Source organism: Microbulbifer taiwanensis, assembly GCF_014904815.1.
GTDB lineage: Bacteria > Pseudomonadota > Gammaproteobacteria > Pseudomonadales > Cellvibrionaceae > Microbulbifer > Microbulbifer taiwanensis.
Window position 1 is genome coordinate 81,337 of the sequence record NZ_JACZFR010000025.1, and the last position, 16,913, is coordinate 98,249.

At 62.4% G+C, this 16,913-nt stretch carries 12 protein-coding genes; 6 read left to right on the forward strand and 6 right to left on the reverse strand.

Annotated elements, in window-relative coordinates; genetic code table 11:
• Positions 1 to 153: 153 nt before the first annotated feature.
• On the reverse strand, positions 154 to 2,127 hold the full coding sequence (acs, locus tag IG627_RS08515) for an acetate--CoA ligase (protein WP_193192105.1): 1,974 nt from the start codon (positions 2,125 to 2,127) through the stop codon (positions 154 to 156).
• 424 nt (positions 2,128 to 2,551) lie between these two features.
• On the opposite strand from acs, the gene IG627_RS08520 reads away from it, so the two are divergent.
• The 3 genes from IG627_RS08520 (at position 2,552) to IG627_RS08530 (ending at position 6,015) form a co-directional block, all read left to right on the forward strand.
• On the forward strand, positions 2,552 to 3,862 hold the full coding sequence (locus IG627_RS08520; protein WP_319024528.1) for a DcaP family trimeric outer membrane transporter: 1,311 nt from the start codon (positions 2,552 to 2,554) through the stop codon (positions 3,860 to 3,862).
• 119 nt (positions 3,863 to 3,981) lie between these two features.
• Positions 3,982 to 4,299 (forward strand): DUF4212 domain-containing protein, encoded by a 318-nt coding sequence (locus IG627_RS08525; protein ID WP_193191928.1) that lies wholly within the window; start codon positions 3,982 to 3,984, stop codon positions 4,297 to 4,299.
• Positions 4,300 to 4,308: 9 nt separating this feature from the next.
• Entirely contained in the window at positions 4,309 to 6,015 is a 1,707-nt protein-coding gene (locus tag IG627_RS08530; protein ID WP_193191929.1) for a sodium:solute symporter family protein, read from the forward strand.
• Between the two features lie 105 nt (positions 6,016 to 6,120).
• On the opposite strand, the gene IG627_RS08535 is transcribed toward IG627_RS08530, so the two are convergent.
• The 4 genes from IG627_RS08535 to IG627_RS08550 all read right to left on the reverse strand — a co-directional run bounded on the left by IG627_RS08535 (position 6,121) and on the right by IG627_RS08550 (position 13,617).
• Positions 6,121 to 6,633 (reverse strand): GNAT family N-acetyltransferase, encoded by a 513-nt coding sequence (locus tag IG627_RS08535; protein WP_193191930.1) that lies wholly within the window; start codon positions 6,631 to 6,633, stop codon positions 6,121 to 6,123.
• Between the two features lie 143 nt (positions 6,634 to 6,776).
• A complete protein-coding gene (locus IG627_RS08540) occupies positions 6,777 to 9,140 on the reverse strand; it encodes an autotransporter outer membrane beta-barrel domain-containing protein (RefSeq protein WP_193191931.1) in 2,364 nt (787 codons plus the stop codon).
• Between the two features lie 239 nt (positions 9,141 to 9,379).
• Positions 9,380 to 11,368 (reverse strand): BCCT family transporter, encoded by a 1,989-nt coding sequence (locus tag IG627_RS08545; RefSeq protein ID WP_193191932.1) that lies wholly within the window; start codon positions 11,366 to 11,368, stop codon positions 9,380 to 9,382.
• A 245-nt stretch (positions 11,369 to 11,613) separates the two neighbouring features.
• Positions 11,614 to 13,617: a BCCT family transporter gene (locus IG627_RS08550; RefSeq protein WP_193191933.1), complete on the reverse strand. Its 2,004-nt coding sequence runs from the start codon at positions 13,615 to 13,617 to the stop codon at positions 11,614 to 11,616.
• Positions 13,618 to 13,725: 108 nt separating this feature from the next.
• On the opposite strand from IG627_RS08550, the gene arfB reads away from it, so the two are divergent.
• The 3 genes from arfB to IG627_RS08565 all read left to right on the forward strand — a co-directional run bounded on the left by arfB (position 13,726) and on the right by IG627_RS08565 (position 15,968).
• Positions 13,726 to 14,139 carry an alternative ribosome rescue aminoacyl-tRNA hydrolase ArfB gene (arfB, locus tag IG627_RS08555; RefSeq protein ID WP_193191934.1) on the forward strand — a complete coding sequence of 138 codons (414 nt, stop codon included), beginning with the start codon at positions 13,726 to 13,728 and terminating at the stop codon, positions 14,137 to 14,139.
• Positions 14,140 to 14,225: 86 nt separating this feature from the next.
• Entirely contained in the window at positions 14,226 to 15,284 is a 1,059-nt protein-coding gene (locus tag IG627_RS08560) for an Ldh family oxidoreductase (protein ID WP_193191935.1), read from the forward strand.
• A gap of 105 nt (positions 15,285 to 15,389) precedes the next feature.
• On the forward strand, positions 15,390 to 15,968 hold the full coding sequence (locus IG627_RS08565) for an HD domain-containing protein (RefSeq protein ID WP_193191936.1): 579 nt from the start codon (positions 15,390 to 15,392) through the stop codon (positions 15,966 to 15,968).
• A gap of 147 nt (positions 15,969 to 16,115) precedes the next feature.
• Here IG627_RS08565 and IG627_RS08570 read toward each other — a convergent pair whose 3' ends face one another.
• The gene (locus IG627_RS08570) at positions 16,116 to 16,736 is read right to left on the reverse strand and encodes a DUF2799 domain-containing protein (RefSeq protein ID WP_193191937.1); all 621 of its coding nucleotides are present in this window, start codon (positions 16,734 to 16,736) and stop codon (positions 16,116 to 16,118) included.
• Positions 16,737 to 16,913 lie beyond the last annotated feature (177 nt).

Here is a 16,913-nt window from a genome sequence, read left to right on the forward strand (position 1 = left end):
GCTGATTTGTCGCTTTCTTATTATTTATAACTATCGAATAGGGTAAACGGAGCCTCGTATCTGTAGGAGCGGCCCATGGCCGCGATAGCTCTCACCAGTGAATTCGAACATTGATCGCGGCCATGGGCCGCTCCTACAGGGGATATTTCCGAGTTAGGCCGTCTGCGCCAGCGCCGCGCGGTTGTCGATCAACTGCTGCACCACCGACGGGTCCGCCAGGGTGGAGATATCCCCCAGCTGGTCGCACTCGTCCGCGGCTATCTTGCGCAGTATGCGCCGCATTATCTTGCCGGAGCGGGTCTTCGGCAGGCCGGGCGCCCACTGGATCACGTCCGGGGTGGCGATGGGGCCTATCTCGCTGCGCAGCCAGTTGCGCAGCTGTTGCCGCATCTCCTCGCTGGGTTCCAGATCGCTGTTCAGGGTCACATAGACGTAGATGCCCTGACCCTTCAGGTCATGGGGGCAGCCCACCACCGCCGCCTCGGCCACCGCCTCGTGGGCGACCAGGGCACTCTCCAGTTCGGCGGTGCCCATGCGGTGGCCGGACACATTGAGCACGTCGTCCACACGCCCGGTGATCCAGTAGTAGCCGTCTTCGTCGCGGCGCGCGCCGTCGCCACTGAAATACATGCCGTCAAAGCTGCTGAAGTAGGTGTCGATAAAGCGCTGGTGATCGCCGAAAACGCTGCGCATCTGCCCCGGCCAGCTGTCGAGGATGACCAGGTTGCCCTCGGCGGCGCCGTCGAGAATATTGCCCTCATTGTCCACCAGCGCCGGGCGCACGCCGAAGAAGGGGCGGGTGGCGGAGCCGGGCTTCAACGCCGTGGCACCGGGCAGCGGCGTCAGCATGGCGCCGCCGGTTTCCGTCTGCCACCAGGTATCGACGATGGGGCACTGGCCGCGACCGAAGGTGCGGTGATACCACTTCCAGGCCTCGGGATTGATCGGCTCGCCGACGGTGCCCAGCAGGCGCAGGCTCTCGAGGCTGGCGCCGGCCACGGGCCTGTCGCCCTCGGCCATCAGGGCGCGGATTGCAGTCGGCGCTATGTAGAGGATATTGATCTGGTACTCGTCGATGATCTGCGCCACCCGCGTCACGTCCGGGTAGTTCGGCACCCCCTCATACATGACCGTGGTGGCGCCGTTGGCCAGCGGGCCGTAGAGGATATAGGTGTGGCCGGTGACCCAGCCGATATCCGCCGCGCACCAGTAGCGCTCGCCGGTCCGGTAGTCGAAGACGTATTGGTGGGTCAGTGAGGCGTAGGTCAGGTAGCCGCCGCCGGTGTGCAGCACGCCCTTGGGTTTGCCGGTGGAGCCGGAGGTATAGAGGATAAACAGCGGATCCTCCGCATTCATCTCCTCCGCCGGGCAGTCGTCTGCCTGCGCGGCCACCAGCTCGCCGTAGTCGCAGTCGCGTTCGGCATTCCAGCTGACCTTGTCGTCTGTGTAATTGACTACCACCACCTTGTCGACGGCTGTTTCGCGGCACAGGGCCACAGCCCTGTCGACATTCTCCTTCAGTATCACCGACCGGCCGCCGCGCACGCCGGCGTTGGCGGTGATCACCACCCGGGACTTACCGTCGTCCATACGCCCGGCCAGGGCCTCCGGTGAAAAACCGGCGAAGACTACCGAGTGGACGGCGCCGATAAGCGCACAGGCCAGCATGGCCACCGCGGCCTCCGGAATCATCGGCAAATAGATGGTCACCACATCACCTTTCCGCACACCGAGGGACTTGAGGCCGTTGGCGAAGCGGCACACGTCGGCGTGCAGTTCGCGATAGCTGATCTCGCGGCTGTTTCCCTGGCCTTCGGTGCCCGGCTCGTCGCCAATCCACAGAATCGCCGTCTCGTCGCCGCGCTCGGCCAGGTGGCGGTCCAGGCAGTTGGCGGCCACATTCAGGGTGCCGTCCGCATACCAGCGAATATGCAGGTCGTCTTTCGCAAAGGAGACGTCCTTGACCCGGGTATAGGGCTTTATCCAGTCGAGCCGCCGGCCCTGTTCGCGCCAGAAACCCTCGCTGTCCTCGACGGAGTGGTTGTACAGTTCGAAGTATTCCGCTTCATTCAGCAGGGAGTTGGCCGAATAGGCGGCCGGGACGGGGTAGACGGATTGCTCGGACACATTGGGCCTCATCATCTTGCCAGTTCTTGTTTCCCGCATTCTGCATTTGCGGAGGGGATGGGCGTATTAGACATAAGTCGAAACCGGGGTGAGCGGGTTGTGGGCGGCACTGAGTGCCTGCTTGAAGCCCAAAAGAGTTCGACCTCCGTGCGGGGACCGGGTGGGGTAGCGCTTTCCGGGACACGCTGTGAATACATCCCTGTACGCTCTCCACGGCCATCCCTGGCCGTGAAAGGTCCCGGAAAGCGCTACCCCACCCGGCCCTGGGAGTTTCGTGCAAGAGCCCAAACAGGCACTTAGACATTGGTCTAAACAACCGGCGGATTTAGACCAATGGTTAATACCCAAGTCGCCGCCGACAGGTTTCTATCGTCAGCGGCAAAGCGGTATTTCGACAATTCGCGCTCTGGAGGAGCTTATGTCGGTGACAAGAATAAAATCTGCCCGCGCCGCTGCGGGCCTGTTTTCAGCGCTGGTGATCAACCTGGTTCCGGTGGCGGCCAGCGCCCAGACCAGTACCGAGGCGCTGCAGCTGCGCATCGAGGAGCTGCAGGCGCAGGTCGACAAGCTCGCCGCCGAGGCAGCGCAACAGCGCCGCGCTGTGGCGGAGAACCCCGAGCCGCCCCGGCCAGCGCAGGGCACGCAGATAGAAATCGGCGGCTTTATGAAACTGGACAGCATATTCAGCGACTATTCCGACGGCAACTCTGCCAGCGCCGGCATAGGTGAGGACTTCCTGGTGCCGTCCACCATTCCGGTTGGCGGTGAGGGTGGCGACAACCGATTCGATTCCCACGCCAAGTCGTCGCGGCTGTTTATCAAGAGCCGCACCGCGGTGGCGGGCGGTCAGGTCAATACCCACTTGGAAATCGATGCGATGGCCAGCGGCCAGGGTGACGAGCGTATCAGCAACTCCTATGCACAGCGCCTGCGCCACGCCTATGTGGACTGGCAGATGGACGAGCGCAACAGCCTGCTCGCGGGCCAGACCTGGTCCACTTTCTTCAATGTGGGCGCACTGCCGGAGGGAATGGATTTCGTCGGTCCGGTCGGTACCATTTTTGAACGCCAGCCGCAGCTGCGCTACACGCGCAAGATGGGTAGCGGCAGTCTGCAAATGGCGGCGGAAAACCCGGCCACCACCCTCTACAACGGTTCCGAGAATCCCTACGACGACGGCGGTGCACCGGATCTGGTAGTGCGCTATAACAACGGCGCTGGTGACTTCAGCTACTCGGTCGCGTCCATGAGCCGAGAACTGGCCTACGACAGCGGCACCGACATAGAGTCGGTGCGTGGTTACGCGATCAGCGTGTCGGGGAAATACCAGTTCGGTCGCGACGATATCCGCTTTATGCTCAGTTCCGGCAATGCGCTCGGCCGCTATATGGGGCTGAACAGTTACCGGGCCGGCATTATCGAGGCGGATGGCGAAATAGAGCTGATCGACCAGAGCGGCGGCTATATCGCATTGCGCCATTTCTGGAACGACGAGTGGCGCAGCAACCTGGTGTTGTCCGCCTCCGAGGCGGATAACCCGGATTCGGTTTCCGATGCTACCGCCTCGGCCTACCGCAGTATGCACCTGAACCTGCTCTACTCACCGATTCCAAAAATGACCCTGGGTGGCGAATATATCTTTGCCAGCAAGGAAGTGGAAAACGGCAGCGGTGCGCTTGCCGACGATGAGGGGGAACTGCAGCGGCTGCAGTTTTCGGTAAAGTATGTGTTCTGACTATCGTCATTCCGGCGCAGGCCGGAATCCAGAGTCCCTGGACCCCGGCCTGCGCCGGGGTGACGATAAACAGGAAGCGATGATTCCGGCTATTCGATAATAACTACGGAGATAGTGAAATGAGTTTTGAAAGCGAACAACACGCCGACGATTACTGGAAGGAGAACCTGCGCCTGATGTTCATCCTGCTGGCCATCTGGTTCGCGGTTTCCTTCGGCTGCGGCATCCTGCTGGTCGACGAGCTGAACAGTATCCGTCTCGGGGGCTTCAAGCTCGGCTTCTGGTTTGCCCAGCAGGGTTCCATCTATGTGTTCCTGGCGCTGATCGTCGTGTATGTGTTCCAGATGAACAAGCTGGACCGCAAATACAATGTGCACGAGGACCGCGACAAGGCGGAAGCGCCTTCGCAACCGCTCGCAGAAAAATACGGCCAGTAGGAGCAGACCATGGATATCCAAACCCTTACTTTCCTGATCGTCGGCGCCACCTTTGCGCTGTATATCGGTATCGCCATCTGGGCCCGCGCCGGTTCCACCAACGATTTCTATGTCGCCGGTGGCGGTGTCCACCCGGTGGCCAACGGCATGGCCACGGCGGCGGACTGGATGTCGGCGGCCTCCTTTATCTCCATGGCGGGGTTGATCAGCTTTATGGGCTACGACGGTGCCGTCTACCTGATGGGCTGGACCGGCGGCTACGTATTGCTGGCGCTGTGCCTGGCGCCCTACCTGCGCAAGTTCGGCAAGTTCACCGTGCCGGCCTTTATCGGCGATCGCTATTACTCGAATACCGCGCGCACCGTGGCGGTGATCTGCGCGGTGTTTGTCTGCTTTACCTATGTGGCTGGGCAGATGCGCGGCGTCGGCGTGGTCTTCTCGCGCTTCCTGGAAGTGGATATCACTTCCGGCGTGATTATCGGTATGGCGATCGTATTTTTCTACGCGGTACTCGGCGGCATGAAGGGCATCACCTATACGCAGGTGGCCCAGTACTGCGTGTTGATCTGTGCCTACCTGGTGCCGGCCATCTTTATCTCCATCATGATGACCGGCCATGTGATTCCGCAGATAGGCTTCGGTTCTGAATTGAACGACGGCTCCGGCACCTACCTGCTGGACAAGCTCGACGGCCTGTCGACGGAGCTGGGCTTCGCCGAGTACACCTCGGGGACCAAGAGCACCATCGATGTCTTCTTTATCACCGCCGCGCTGATGGTCGGTACCGCCGGTTTGCCCCATGTGATAGTGCGTTTCTTCACCGTGCCCAGGGTGCGCGACGCGCGCAAGTCTGCCGGCTGGGCGCTGCTGTTTATCGCGCTTCTGTATACCACCGCGCCGGCCATCGCCACCTTTGCGCGGGTGAATATGATCGATACCATCAACGGCCCGGATGCTCAGGGCACGGCTTACGAGGAGGCGCCCAGCTGGATCGGCAACTGGGAGAATACTGGCCTGATCTCCTGGGAGGACAAGAACGGCGACGGCAGGATGTTCTACTCCGGCGACGAGCGCAATGAGATGAAAATCGACCGCGATATCATGGTGCTGGCCAACCCGGAAATTGCCGGCCTGCCGGCCTGGGTGATAGCGCTGGTGGCGGCTGGCGGTATCGCCGCGGCGCTGTCGACGTCGGCGGGCCTGCTGCTGGTGATCTCGACCTCGATTTCCCACGACCTGCTCAAGCGCAACCTGATGCCGCATATCACCGACAGACAGGAGCTGCGTTACGCGCGTATCGCCTCGGCGGTGGCCATCTGTATCGCCGGTTACCTGGGCATCAATCCTCCGGGCTTTGTGGCGCAGGTGGTCGCCTTCGCCTTTGGGCTGGCCGCGTCGTCCTTCTTCCCGGCGATTATTCTCGGCATCTTCAGTAAGCGCATGAACAAGGAGGGGGCCATTGCGGGCATGATCTCCGGTATCACCTTTACTGCGGCCTATATCATCTACTTCAAGTTTATCGATCCCGCCGCCAATACCGCGGAAAACTGGTGGTTCGGTATCTCGCCGGAGGGAATTGGCACCCTGGGCATGCTGCTGAACTTTGCCGTGGCAACCGGGGTGGCCCGCTTCACTTCCGAGGCGCCGAGAGATGTGCAGGAAATGGTGGCCCATATCCGCTTCCCGAAAGGGGCGGGCGAGGCCAGCGCACACTGACTTTCAACTCGAAGCGGGCGCCGCGCGCGGCGCCCGCTGCTGACTCTCCCTCCATCCTTCTTGGCGAGGCACTGGCTCCCTCAGGAGTGCACTCGCCTTTTTTCGTTACTCGTCGGATTGCCAGGCCATAAGCAGAAGCTCGGTGTCATCCCCCGGCAATCTGATGGTTTTCTCCGCGCTCAGGCCGATCTTTTCCAGCAGGCGCACCGAGGGCTCGTTGTCCGGCTGGGCAATGGCGACTATGCGCCGCAGGCCTATGACCTCGCGACCGTATTGCATGACCGCCTGCGCCGCCTCCAGGGCGTAGCCCTGCCCGCGGTAATCGGGCAGGAACGCAAAGCCGATGTCCACGTCGTCCAGCCCGTCGCGTTTGACCAGGCCGCACAGGCCTATGGCGGTGCCGTCCTGGTGCTCCACCCTGAACATACCGAAGTTGTACTGGCGATACATGGCCATGGGGCCGTCGGCAATATAGCGGCGGGCATCCTCTTCGGTGCGCACACCGCGGTCGCCCACGTTACGCAGGAAATCCGGGTCGTTCAGTATCGCGAGCATCAGCGGCGCGTCTGTTTCGGTGAGCTGGCGCAGCACCAGATTGGGTGTTTCCAACTTGAACATCGGTGGTCGTGGTCCTTCAGGAATTCGGTGGGGTATTGTGCACGGGATAGGTCCGCGCGACGAGTTTCACAGTGGCGTCCGGGGCGTTTTTGCGAGGAGAGGATAAAGGCGTGCGCCCCGGGAGGGGCGCACAGTCGGGTTGCTCAGAAGCGATAGCTGACGTTGATGGAACCGGATTCGGAAGTCGGGCGCGCGGTCAGGTTGGCGCTGACAGCGACGGCACTGGCCGCCTGCCAGCGCAGGCCGACGACAGCACCGGCACCGTCTTCGAACAGGCCAACGCCGTCACTCGCGTAGCTCGGCATCGCATTCATATTGCCTTCCATGGACTTCACACCCACCTCGACCGAGTCCTCATCGGTACCGGTGGTGTCCTCGTACCAGAGCTGGCCGTAGGCGCTGACGCTGGCCCAGGTCTTGCTGGCGAAGGCGCCGAGGCGCATGGTGGTGTAGCGGCGCTCCTGGCTGCCGTAGTGCATACCGAAGGGATCCCGCTCGACGCCGTTGCCGTCGGTATAGGTAAAGCCGTCGATGGCATCCTCGGTATAGCCGTCCACCTCCATGGTCGCGCGGGTCACATTGGCGAAGGGACCGAACTGGGCCGCGCCGCTGGAGAGGTTCAGACCCGCGGTCACGCTCAGGGACAGGTTTTCACCGGCGGTAGTGGCATCGAGACTGCTGTCGAAGTTGTTGCCGAGGCGGAAGTCGCGGCTGACCTTGTCGTAGTCCACGTCGGTCAGGGTCGCGCTGGCGTCGACGAAGAAGATATCGTGATGCAGGCGGCCGAACAGGCTGTAGTTGGTGGAGGTGGAATCCACCGCGGCCCGCTCGTTGTCCACATTGATATCGGTGCGGCTGACGGCAAGGCCCAGTTCCGCGTTGTCGCGCAGTGCATAGGTGGCGCCGATCAGGTTGCCGTCGCTGTCGCCGCTGACGCCGGGCGCAAAGGCGCTGTCGAAATCCGTATTGCCGAACACACTGCCGACAAAGACGCCGCTGCGGGCCTCGCGGAAGCGGGCGCCGGCGAGGCTCTCATCCAGTGTGTTGGTATGGGTGCGCGCCGCCTGCACACCAATATCCGGCAGCTGCCCGGCCACCTGTGAGGCATTGACCACGGCGGTGTAGTAGTCGGCCAGCATCTGCTGCGCGGCCTGGGTCGGGTGCACCGCGTCGTTGAAGATCAGCTGGCTGTCGTCGGGTGCACTGCCGTTGATGCCGTACACCGGGTGTTCGATACAGCCGCCGCTGCCGTCGTAGCAGAAATTCGACTGGTCGAATTCGGCGGAGAAGCCCAGTGTCGCGGCATTGTCGAGGGAGACCTTGAGCACGCCGGCCATATCCACCATCAGCACGCCGTCGATATCCCCGGCGGCGGAGAGCAGGGTGCTGTTGAAGGCATCGGCGGCGGCGCTGGCCTGGGCCAGGGTGGCGTCGACGGCCATCTGAAGTTGTGCATCCGCCTCGTCCTGGGTCATCAGGCCGGCGGTTACCGCGTCGGCCAGCTGCGCCGCGTCGGGGCTGCTGTATACCGCCTGGCTGGCGGCGGCGTACATGCCCGGGGTCTTGCTCACGTCCGGCACATTGGACAGCAGAATGTAATTGGCGCCGGCCGCGGACAGGGCGCCGGCGCTGTCCGCCAGCATGGTGGCCGCCAGCCCCACACTGGCGCCGAACTGTTCTGTATCGATAGTGCCGGAAAGCACCGCGGAAAAGCCGCCGAGCAGATCGTTGCCGCCGCCGTTCACCCAGTAGAGGGCGTTGGGATCGGCGGCGCCGGCAAAGGTGGTTTCCAGGTAGCCGCGGCCCACCGGGTGCGGATTACCGGTAATGCCGGAGTCCGCCACTATCGCCGCCGGCGCGGCGTCTATCTGTGCCTGCAGCGCGTCGGCCTCGGCGTCGTAGGCGGCCGCCGTGGCGGGGGCGCCGGCGGCTTCATACTGGTCCGCCGCCGCGCGCAGCTGGGCCACCGCATCGGGGCCCTGCAGCAGGAGGCCGAGCAGTGACAGGTCTGCGTAGAGACCGGTGCTGGTCTCGCGGGTGGGGTCCGGCAGCAGCGCGCTGGCAAAGTTGTGTCGGCTGGCATCCAGGCCCAGGCCATTTTCGTCCAGGTATTCAAGATAACCCCGGGTGCCGAGCACATTCAGCAGGACGTCCGCGGCGCGGTGTCCGCCAACCGCCCAACCGCCGCCGACGTTCGGCAGCGCGGCCTGCACCTGGGCCTGGGCGGAGGCCAGCAGTTCCGCCTCGCTCAGTGTCGGATCCACTTCCGGCAGGCACAGGTAAAGGCCGGCGCAGGAGGGCGCCATCGGCCCCAGGCCCAGCTGCCGGGACAGGATGCTGATCGCCGACTGCTTGTCGTTGCCACTGGTAAACACGCCGGCGTTGCCGACATCGGTCAGGCTGTCACCGAAGGCGATTACCTGGGAAAAAGCGGGCTCGTCGGCGAAGGCTGCAGAGCTGGAAATGGATGCGAGAGCAATGGCGGCCGCCAGGCTGCGCTTGGACATGGTCTTCTCCTTATCGCGGATATTCCGCGCGCCCGCCGGCGGCTTCGGGAGAGGATCCAAAGGTCGTTCGAGGGCGCGCATCGTTATTGTTGTTATTCCTGCTCCTCAGGAATCCCGTCAATACTAGCGGATATGACTCAGCCAATGAAAGAAGTCACATGTGTAAAGTGTGGCTCCCCGGTCATTCTCTTTATGTGTCGGTCGAAAATAATCAATTGGCGTGCTGGCCCAGCGGCGCGTCAGCGCAGCGTGTGCAGGAACTGCAGGTGGCGCTCGTACTGGGAGAGGATATCGGTGAGCAGCTGGTCCCGGGTCCAGCCCATCACGTCGTAATCCTGGCCGCCCTCACTGAGATGGACTTCCGCGCGGAAATACTTGTCCGGCGAGCCGTCGTCATGGGCATCGTCCAGTTCCGCGTCCGGATTGCCCGCATTCGGTTTCAGATGCGCCTTGGGGTGAATGCTGTAGAGGAAATCCACCTCCTCGCCCTGGAATATTTCCAGGTGCACGACGGAGTTTTCCCCTTCCTCCACCTTGGTCTCGAAGCCGTTTTTCTCCATTTGCGCGGCGAAATCCCGCAGCGCCGGCAGCCCGGTTTCGCGGATATAGTCGTGCACCTCCTGCAGGGATGGCAGCTGCACCAGGTTTTTCAGGCGGCGCTCCCAGGACACGGGGTTGCGCGCGCTGATCGGTGCCACCGGTGCGCTCTGCGCATCGCGCTTGGCCGAGTCGGTGCGCAACGCCTTGACCAGTCCATAGATGGCCACCAGCAGAATCAGCGAGAAGGGCAGGGCACTGGTGATCGCCGCCGTCTGCAGCGAGGCGAGGCCGCCGGCCAGCAACAGGGCTATGGCGACCACGCCGATAATTGCCGCCCAGAAAATACGCTGCCACATGGGCGTGTCGTCGCGGCCGTGGGACGAGAGCATATTCATTACCAGCGCGCCCGAGTCGGCGGAGGTAACGAAAAAAATCACCACCAGCACTATGGCCAACAGTGACAGTGCCTGGGAGAAGGGAAACTGTTCCAGGAACTGGAACAGCGCCAGGGACTGGTCCTGCTCGATAATCGCCGCCAGCGACTGCAGTCCCTCCTGGCGGATCATGCGAATGGCGGAGTTGCCGAATACCGTCAGCCACACGATGGTAATCAGTGTCGGCATCAGCAGCGTGCCGACGACGAATTCACGGATGGTGCGACCGCGGGAAATGCGGGCGATAAACAGGCCCACGAAGGGCGACCAGCTCAAGCACCAGCCCCAGTAAAAAATGGTCCAGCCGCCGATCCAGTCGGTGGGTGCGTAGGCATAGAGGTTGAAAGTGCGGTTGACCAGCACCGACAGGTAGCTGCCGACATTCTGCACAAAGGCCTGGAACAGGAAGACGGTGCTGCCGAGTACGAGTACCGTCAGTACCAGTATCGCCGCCAGGCCCATATTCAACTGCGACAGCCGCTTGATACCGGCGTCCAGCCCCACCATGACAGATAAGGTCGCCAGCGCGGTGGTGACGACAATCAGAATCACCTGGGTGACTTCGCCCACCGGCACGCCGAACAGGTGGTTGAGGCCGGAATTCATCTGCAGCACGCCGAAGCCGAGGGTGGTGGCGACGCCGCAGACGGTGCTGATGATCGCGAATACATCAATGGCGTGGCCTATGGGTCCGTGGATGCGCTCGCCGATCAGCGGATAGAGGGCGGAGCGCAGTGTCAGCGGCAGGTTGTGGCGGTAGCTGAAGTAACCGAGGATCAGTGCCACGCCGGCAAAGATGGCCCAGACGTGAAATCCCCAGTGGAAGATGCTCAGCACCATCGCCTCGCGTGCGGCCTCCACGGTGCCCGGAGCCGCATCTGGCGGATTCTGGAAATGCATCACCGGCTCGGCCACACCGAAAAACAGCAGGCCGATACCGATACCGGCGGAGAAGAGCATCGCCAGCCAGGAGGCGTAACTGTATTCGGGCTTTTCGTGTTCGGCGCCCAGCTTGATATCGCCGAGGCGCGACATGCTGATCACCACCACCGTCACCAGCAGGATGGCCACTATCAGCACATAGTACCAGCCCATATTGGCGACGATGGTGTTTTGCAGGCTCTGGAAACGCGCTGTCGCATCTTCGGGAAAGAAAACCGCGTAGGCGACCAGCAACAGCAGTATGGCGGTGGCGGTGTAGAAAACCGGAGGGTCGAACTTGGCTTTGCCCTCATCCGTCGTGCGCAGCTTCATAGGGGCGGCTCGGTGTGGAAGTTTCGACAGCCGGGGTAATTTTCCAGCAGGGCCTCTCTAAAAATTGTGGCCGTAGGGTGCGCCGTGCGCACCGGAAGGCCGGAAACTCGCGTCAGGCTTGAGCTGGTGCGCAAGGCGCACCCTACGGCAAGAAGCGAATTCGCAATTTTTAGAGCTGCACATCAGGCTGACAGTGTCAGCATAGTCGAGATATCTGTCACCGCAGTCTTCTGTATATACATGATCTAGCGCAGCGTATGCAGGAACTGCAGGTGGCGCTCGTACTGGGCGAGGATATCGGTCAGCAGCTGGTCCCGGGTCCAGCCCATCACGTCGTAGTCCTGGCCGCCCTCCTGCAGGTGCACTTCCGCGCGGAAATATTTTTCCTCTGGATCGTCGTCGGTGGTGTCGTCCAGCTCCTGCTCGGACAGGTCCATATGTTCCGGCCTCTGTGCGCTGGGTTTCAGGTGCGCCTTGGGGTGAATGCCGTAGAGGTAGTCCACCTCGTCGCCCTGGAACACCTGCAGGTAGACATAGCTGTTCTGGCCGTGGGAGATTTTTACCGAAAAGCCGTTTTTTTCCATCTCCTCGGCAAACTCCTTCAGTGCCGGCTCGCCCACCTCGCGGATATATTCCCGCACTTCCTCCAGCGATGGCAGTTGCACGAGGTTGCGCAGGCGCCGCTGCCAGCTGACCGGGTTGCGCGCGGTGATCGGCGCTACCGGTGCCGTCTGCGCCTCGCGCTTGACGGTATCGGTGCGCAGGGCGGAAACCAGGCCGTAGATGGCGGTGAGCAGTATCAGCGAGAAGGGCAGGGCACTGGCGATCACCGCCGTCTGCAGTGAGGCCAGGCCGCCAGCCAGCAGCAGCGCTATGGCCACCACGCCGATCAGAGCGCACCAGAAAACCCGCTGCCACATGGGGGTGTCGTCGCGGCCGTGGGAGGCGAGCATATTCACCACCATGGCTCCCGAGTCCGCCGAGGTGACGAAGAAGACCACCACCATGACCACGGCAATAAAGGAAAATATGTTCGACAGCGGGAACTGCTCCAGGAACTGGAACAGCGCCAGGGACTGGTCCCTGCTGACCGCTTCACCGAGGGAGGTGAGCCCCTCGTTCAGGATCATATGGATGGCGGAGTTGCCGAAAAAGGTCATCCACAGCAGGGTCACGCCGGCGGGCACCAGCATGGCGCCGATGACGAATTCGCGGATGGTGCGCCCGCGGGAAATACGCGCGATAAACAGCCCCACAAACGGCGACCAGGACATCCACCAGCCCCAGTAGAGAATGGTCCAGCCGCCCAGCCAGTCGGTGGGTTTGTAGGCGTAGAGATTGAACGTCTTGCCGACCAGCACCGACAGGTAGCTGCCGAAGTTCTGCACGAAGGCCTGCAGCAGGTAAACGGTGCTGCCGAGCATCAGCACCATAAACAGCAACAGGCCCGCCAGGCTCATATTCAACTGCGACAGCCGCTTGATGCCCACATCGAGGCCCATCACCACCGACACTGTGGCCAGCGCCGTGGTCACTACGATCAGTATCACCTGGGTCGTCTGCCCCACCGGCACGCCGAACAGGTGATTGAGGCCGGAGTTGATCTGCAGCACGCCGTAGCCCAGTGTTGTGGCCACGCCGCAGACGGTGCCGACAATCGCAAACACATCCACCGCGTCGCCGATGGGGCCGTAAATGCGCTCGCCGATCATCGGGTAGAGGGCCGAGCGCAGGGTCAGCGGCAGTTTGTGGCGGTAACTGAAATAGGCCAGGATCAGCGCCACTATCGCGTAGATGGACCAGGCGTGCAGGCCCCAGTGGAAAAAGGTCAGCACCATCGCCTGGCGCGCCGCGGCCACGGTGCCCGTCTCACCCACCGGCGGATCCAGGTAGTGCATCACCGGTTCGGCGACGCCGAAGAACAGCAGGCCTATGCCCATGCCGGCGGAGAACAGCATCGCAAACCAGGTGCCGTAGTTGTAGTCGGGCTCGGCGTGCTCCGGGCCCAGTTTGATATCGCCGAAGCGGGAAATACCGATGATGACGACACTGACCAGGATGATCGCCACCACCAGCACGTAGTACCAGCTCATATTGGCGACGATACCCGCCTGCAGCGACTTGAAGCGCGTGGTGGCGTCGTCGGGGAAAAACACCGCATAGGCGACCAACAACAACAGCGCACCGGTCGCCGTGTAGAATACCGGGGGGTTGAAATGGCCCTTGTCGTGGTGAGGCTGGGAGTGCATAGAATGAGTTCCACCAATATCGCGTTGGCGACAGCTGAAAAAGCGCGCCTGTTTCAGAATAGTCAACGCCATTGTATAGGCAGTTGACAAATATCAAGATGGCTTTTCATGCTGAAAATTTCTAAGAGTCTGGCGATTCCACTGGCGGAAATCGAGATGAGTGCCGTGCGCGCCCAGGGCGCCGGCGGCCAGAATGTCAACAAGGTGTCCAGCGCTATTCACCTGCGCTTCGATATCCGCGCCTCGTCGCTGCCGGAAGAATTGCAACAGAAACTGCTGCAGCTGCGCGACCAGCGTATTTCCGCGGACGGCATTGTCGTGATCAAGGCGCAGCGCTTTCGCACCCAGGAAAAGAATCGCGCGGACGCACTGGAGCGCCTGCGGCTGCTGATTGAAAAGGTGACGGTCAGGCGCAAGCAGCGCATTGCCACCAAACCCAGCCGGGGCGCGAAAGAGCGGCGCCTGAAGCACAAGACCCAGCGCGGGCAGGTGAAGGCGCTGCGCGGCAAGGTACGGGAGTAGTGGTCAGCGTTGAGAGGTGGCCATAGGGTGCGCACGGCGCACTCACGGCGGGAATTTATTGGTAGAAACAGACAACAGGAGTCTTTATGTCTGTGCGATACGACGCAACCGAACTGCAAAATTTTGCCAGCCAACTCTTCCAGCGCGCCGGCCTGGCGCGGGAGCGGGCTGAGGTAATGGCGAATGTCTTTTTGCAGGCGGACCTGCTCGGCTTCACCACCCACGGTATAAACCGGGTGGCGAGCAACCTGCGCTGGCTGCTGGACGGCGAGTCCCGCCGCGAGGGCGAGCCGGTTGTACTGGCAGATCGCGGCAACTGCTTCAACTGGGATGCGGATTTCCTGCCCGGTCCCTGGGTGCTGACGCGGGCGATTGAGCAGGCGCTGCAGCGGTTGCCGGAGCAGGGTGTCGTCACTGCCACCATACGCCGCAGCCAGCATATCGCCTGCCTGGCCGCCTATTTACCGCCGATCGTAGAGGCCGGCCATGTGGCGATACTCACCTGTTCCACCCCGGCGGAAAATACCGTGTCGCCCCAGGGCAGCCGCGACCCGCTCTTCTCCGCCAATCCCATCGCCTTTGCCGCGCCCGCCGGCGACTACCCGCTGCTGTTCGATATCAGCATGTCGGTGACTGCCGGTGGCTATGTAGCGCGGGCCGCGCGGGAGGGCAGGAAAATGCCGAGCCAGTGCCTGAAGGACAGCGACGGCAATCTCTCCGACGATCCGGGTGCGTTCGAAAACGGCGGCAGCATACTGCCGGTGGGCGGCGCCGATCACGGCTACAAGGGTGCGGCCCTGTCGGCCATGCTGGAAGTGCTGTCGATGGCGCTGGGCGGCTACGGTCGCGCCGATGCTTCGGCAAAGGACGATGACGAAGCCAACTCGGTATTCCTGCAGATTATCGACCCTCGGGTCTTCGGCCAGCGCGCGGACTTCCTGCGCCAGACGGCGGCGCTGTGCAACCTGTGGGAGAACAGCCGCAGCGACGGCGATGCGCCCGTGCGGGTGCCGGGCCAGCGCGCCTGGGCCGCGCGCGCGCAACAGCTGAAAGAGGGCGTCGAACTCTATCCGACCATTGTGCAGGATCTGCAACCCTGGGCGGAAAAACTCAAGGTGCCCATGCCAAAACCGCTGTCGGATTGACGCCGTAGGATGCGCCGTGCGCACCAACTGTCGACGGTGTCGAAAATTCAGTGGTGCGCGCGGCGCACCCTATGCAAATAAACCCGTGGCTCGCAAGGAAAAATCGTGAAAGAAATCGAGCAGACCCTGGAATTCATCGTCGAAGTCGAGAAGCTGAAAGCGGTATTGCGCAAGACAAAGCCGGTGGGACTGGAGCGCCGGGAAAACTCCGCCGAGCACAGCTGGCATGTGTGCCTGGCGGCATTGATGTTAAAGGACTATGCCAACGAGCCGGTGGATATAGACCGGGTGATCAAAATGTTGCTGATCCACGACCTGGGCGAGATAGATGCGGGCGACACCATTGTCTATGCGAGTGAAACCGCGCAGCAGAAAACGGCCGAGGCGGAAGGCGTCAAGCGCGTATTGGCGATGCTGCCGGACAATAGGGGCGACGAATATTTTAAGCTCTGGTGCGAGTTCGAGGCCGGGGAGAGTGCGGAGTCCAGGTACGCCCGCGCCATAGACCGGGTGCCGCCGCTGCTGCACAACCTGCGTGGCGGCGGTCACGCGTGGAAGGAAAACGATATCCCGAAAGAGAAGGTGTTCGCCGTCAACAGCCGCATCGGCGACGGCAGTCGCGAGCTCTGGCAGGTGATAGAGGGGAAGCTGCAGCAGGCAGTATCCAGCGGCATCCTGAAGTAACCAGTTCGGTCTTGTAGGAGCGGCCCATGGACGCGATCGGTATTGGAGTGGTTTGCAGGTCTGATCGCGGCCATGGGCCGCTCCTACAGGGCACTCCGTAGGGGGGGCAGTGCGCACCAACCGATCGCCCGGTGCACACGGTGCACCCTACTGGTAGGGCGCCCGCGTCTGCACGTCCTGGTACTCCGCCTCGCGCATTGCCAGCTCGTGTTCCAGGTCATCGATTTCCACACCCAGCTCGGTGTGCCGGCCCTTGAGGCGGGCGATATCGGCCAGCAGGGTGATGCGCTCTTCCTTGGTGGCCTCGTCGCTGATCAGGCGCGCGCTCATATCGGTGATGTCATCGAGGATATGTTCGCGCTCACTGACGCGATCATTGATGGCCCCGGATACCTGGTTCATGGCGCTCCAGGCCAGGTAGACTTCGCGGCCGGCCTGGTAGCCGTGCAGGAACAGGCCCTCCAGGTCCGCGGGGCAGGCGCCATTGTAACTGCCACCGGCGCGGCCCAGGCGAAAGCCGCGGTGCTCGGTGCAGTAGAGGGCCAGCCCCTCTTCGCGCCCGGCCCGGTAGGCGGCGGCGTCCGGGCGCACGCCGTAATCTGCGCAGGCCTCGCGGCGCTTGCTCAGCTGCCCGAGTTGCAGGCCCGCGGCGCCGTCTTCGTAGCCGATCGCGTGCCAGTCGGCGACCATGCACTCCTCTTCACTCATGGTGGCGCAGCCGCTGGCCAGCAGTACCGTCGCTATTGCCAGGGTCGCGGGTTTAATCATTTTGCTTTTCAGGTCCACTGCTTCTTCCCGTCACAGGATTGGTTGAGGGGCAATGTATCCCATTGAGCCTGTCTGTAGCCTGAAGAAAACGCGGAAAATGTGACGCGAATCTCATTTTGTCTGCGACCAACGGGGCGGTTCAATCCACATGGATCCCGCAAAAGCGGCGCCAGCTCG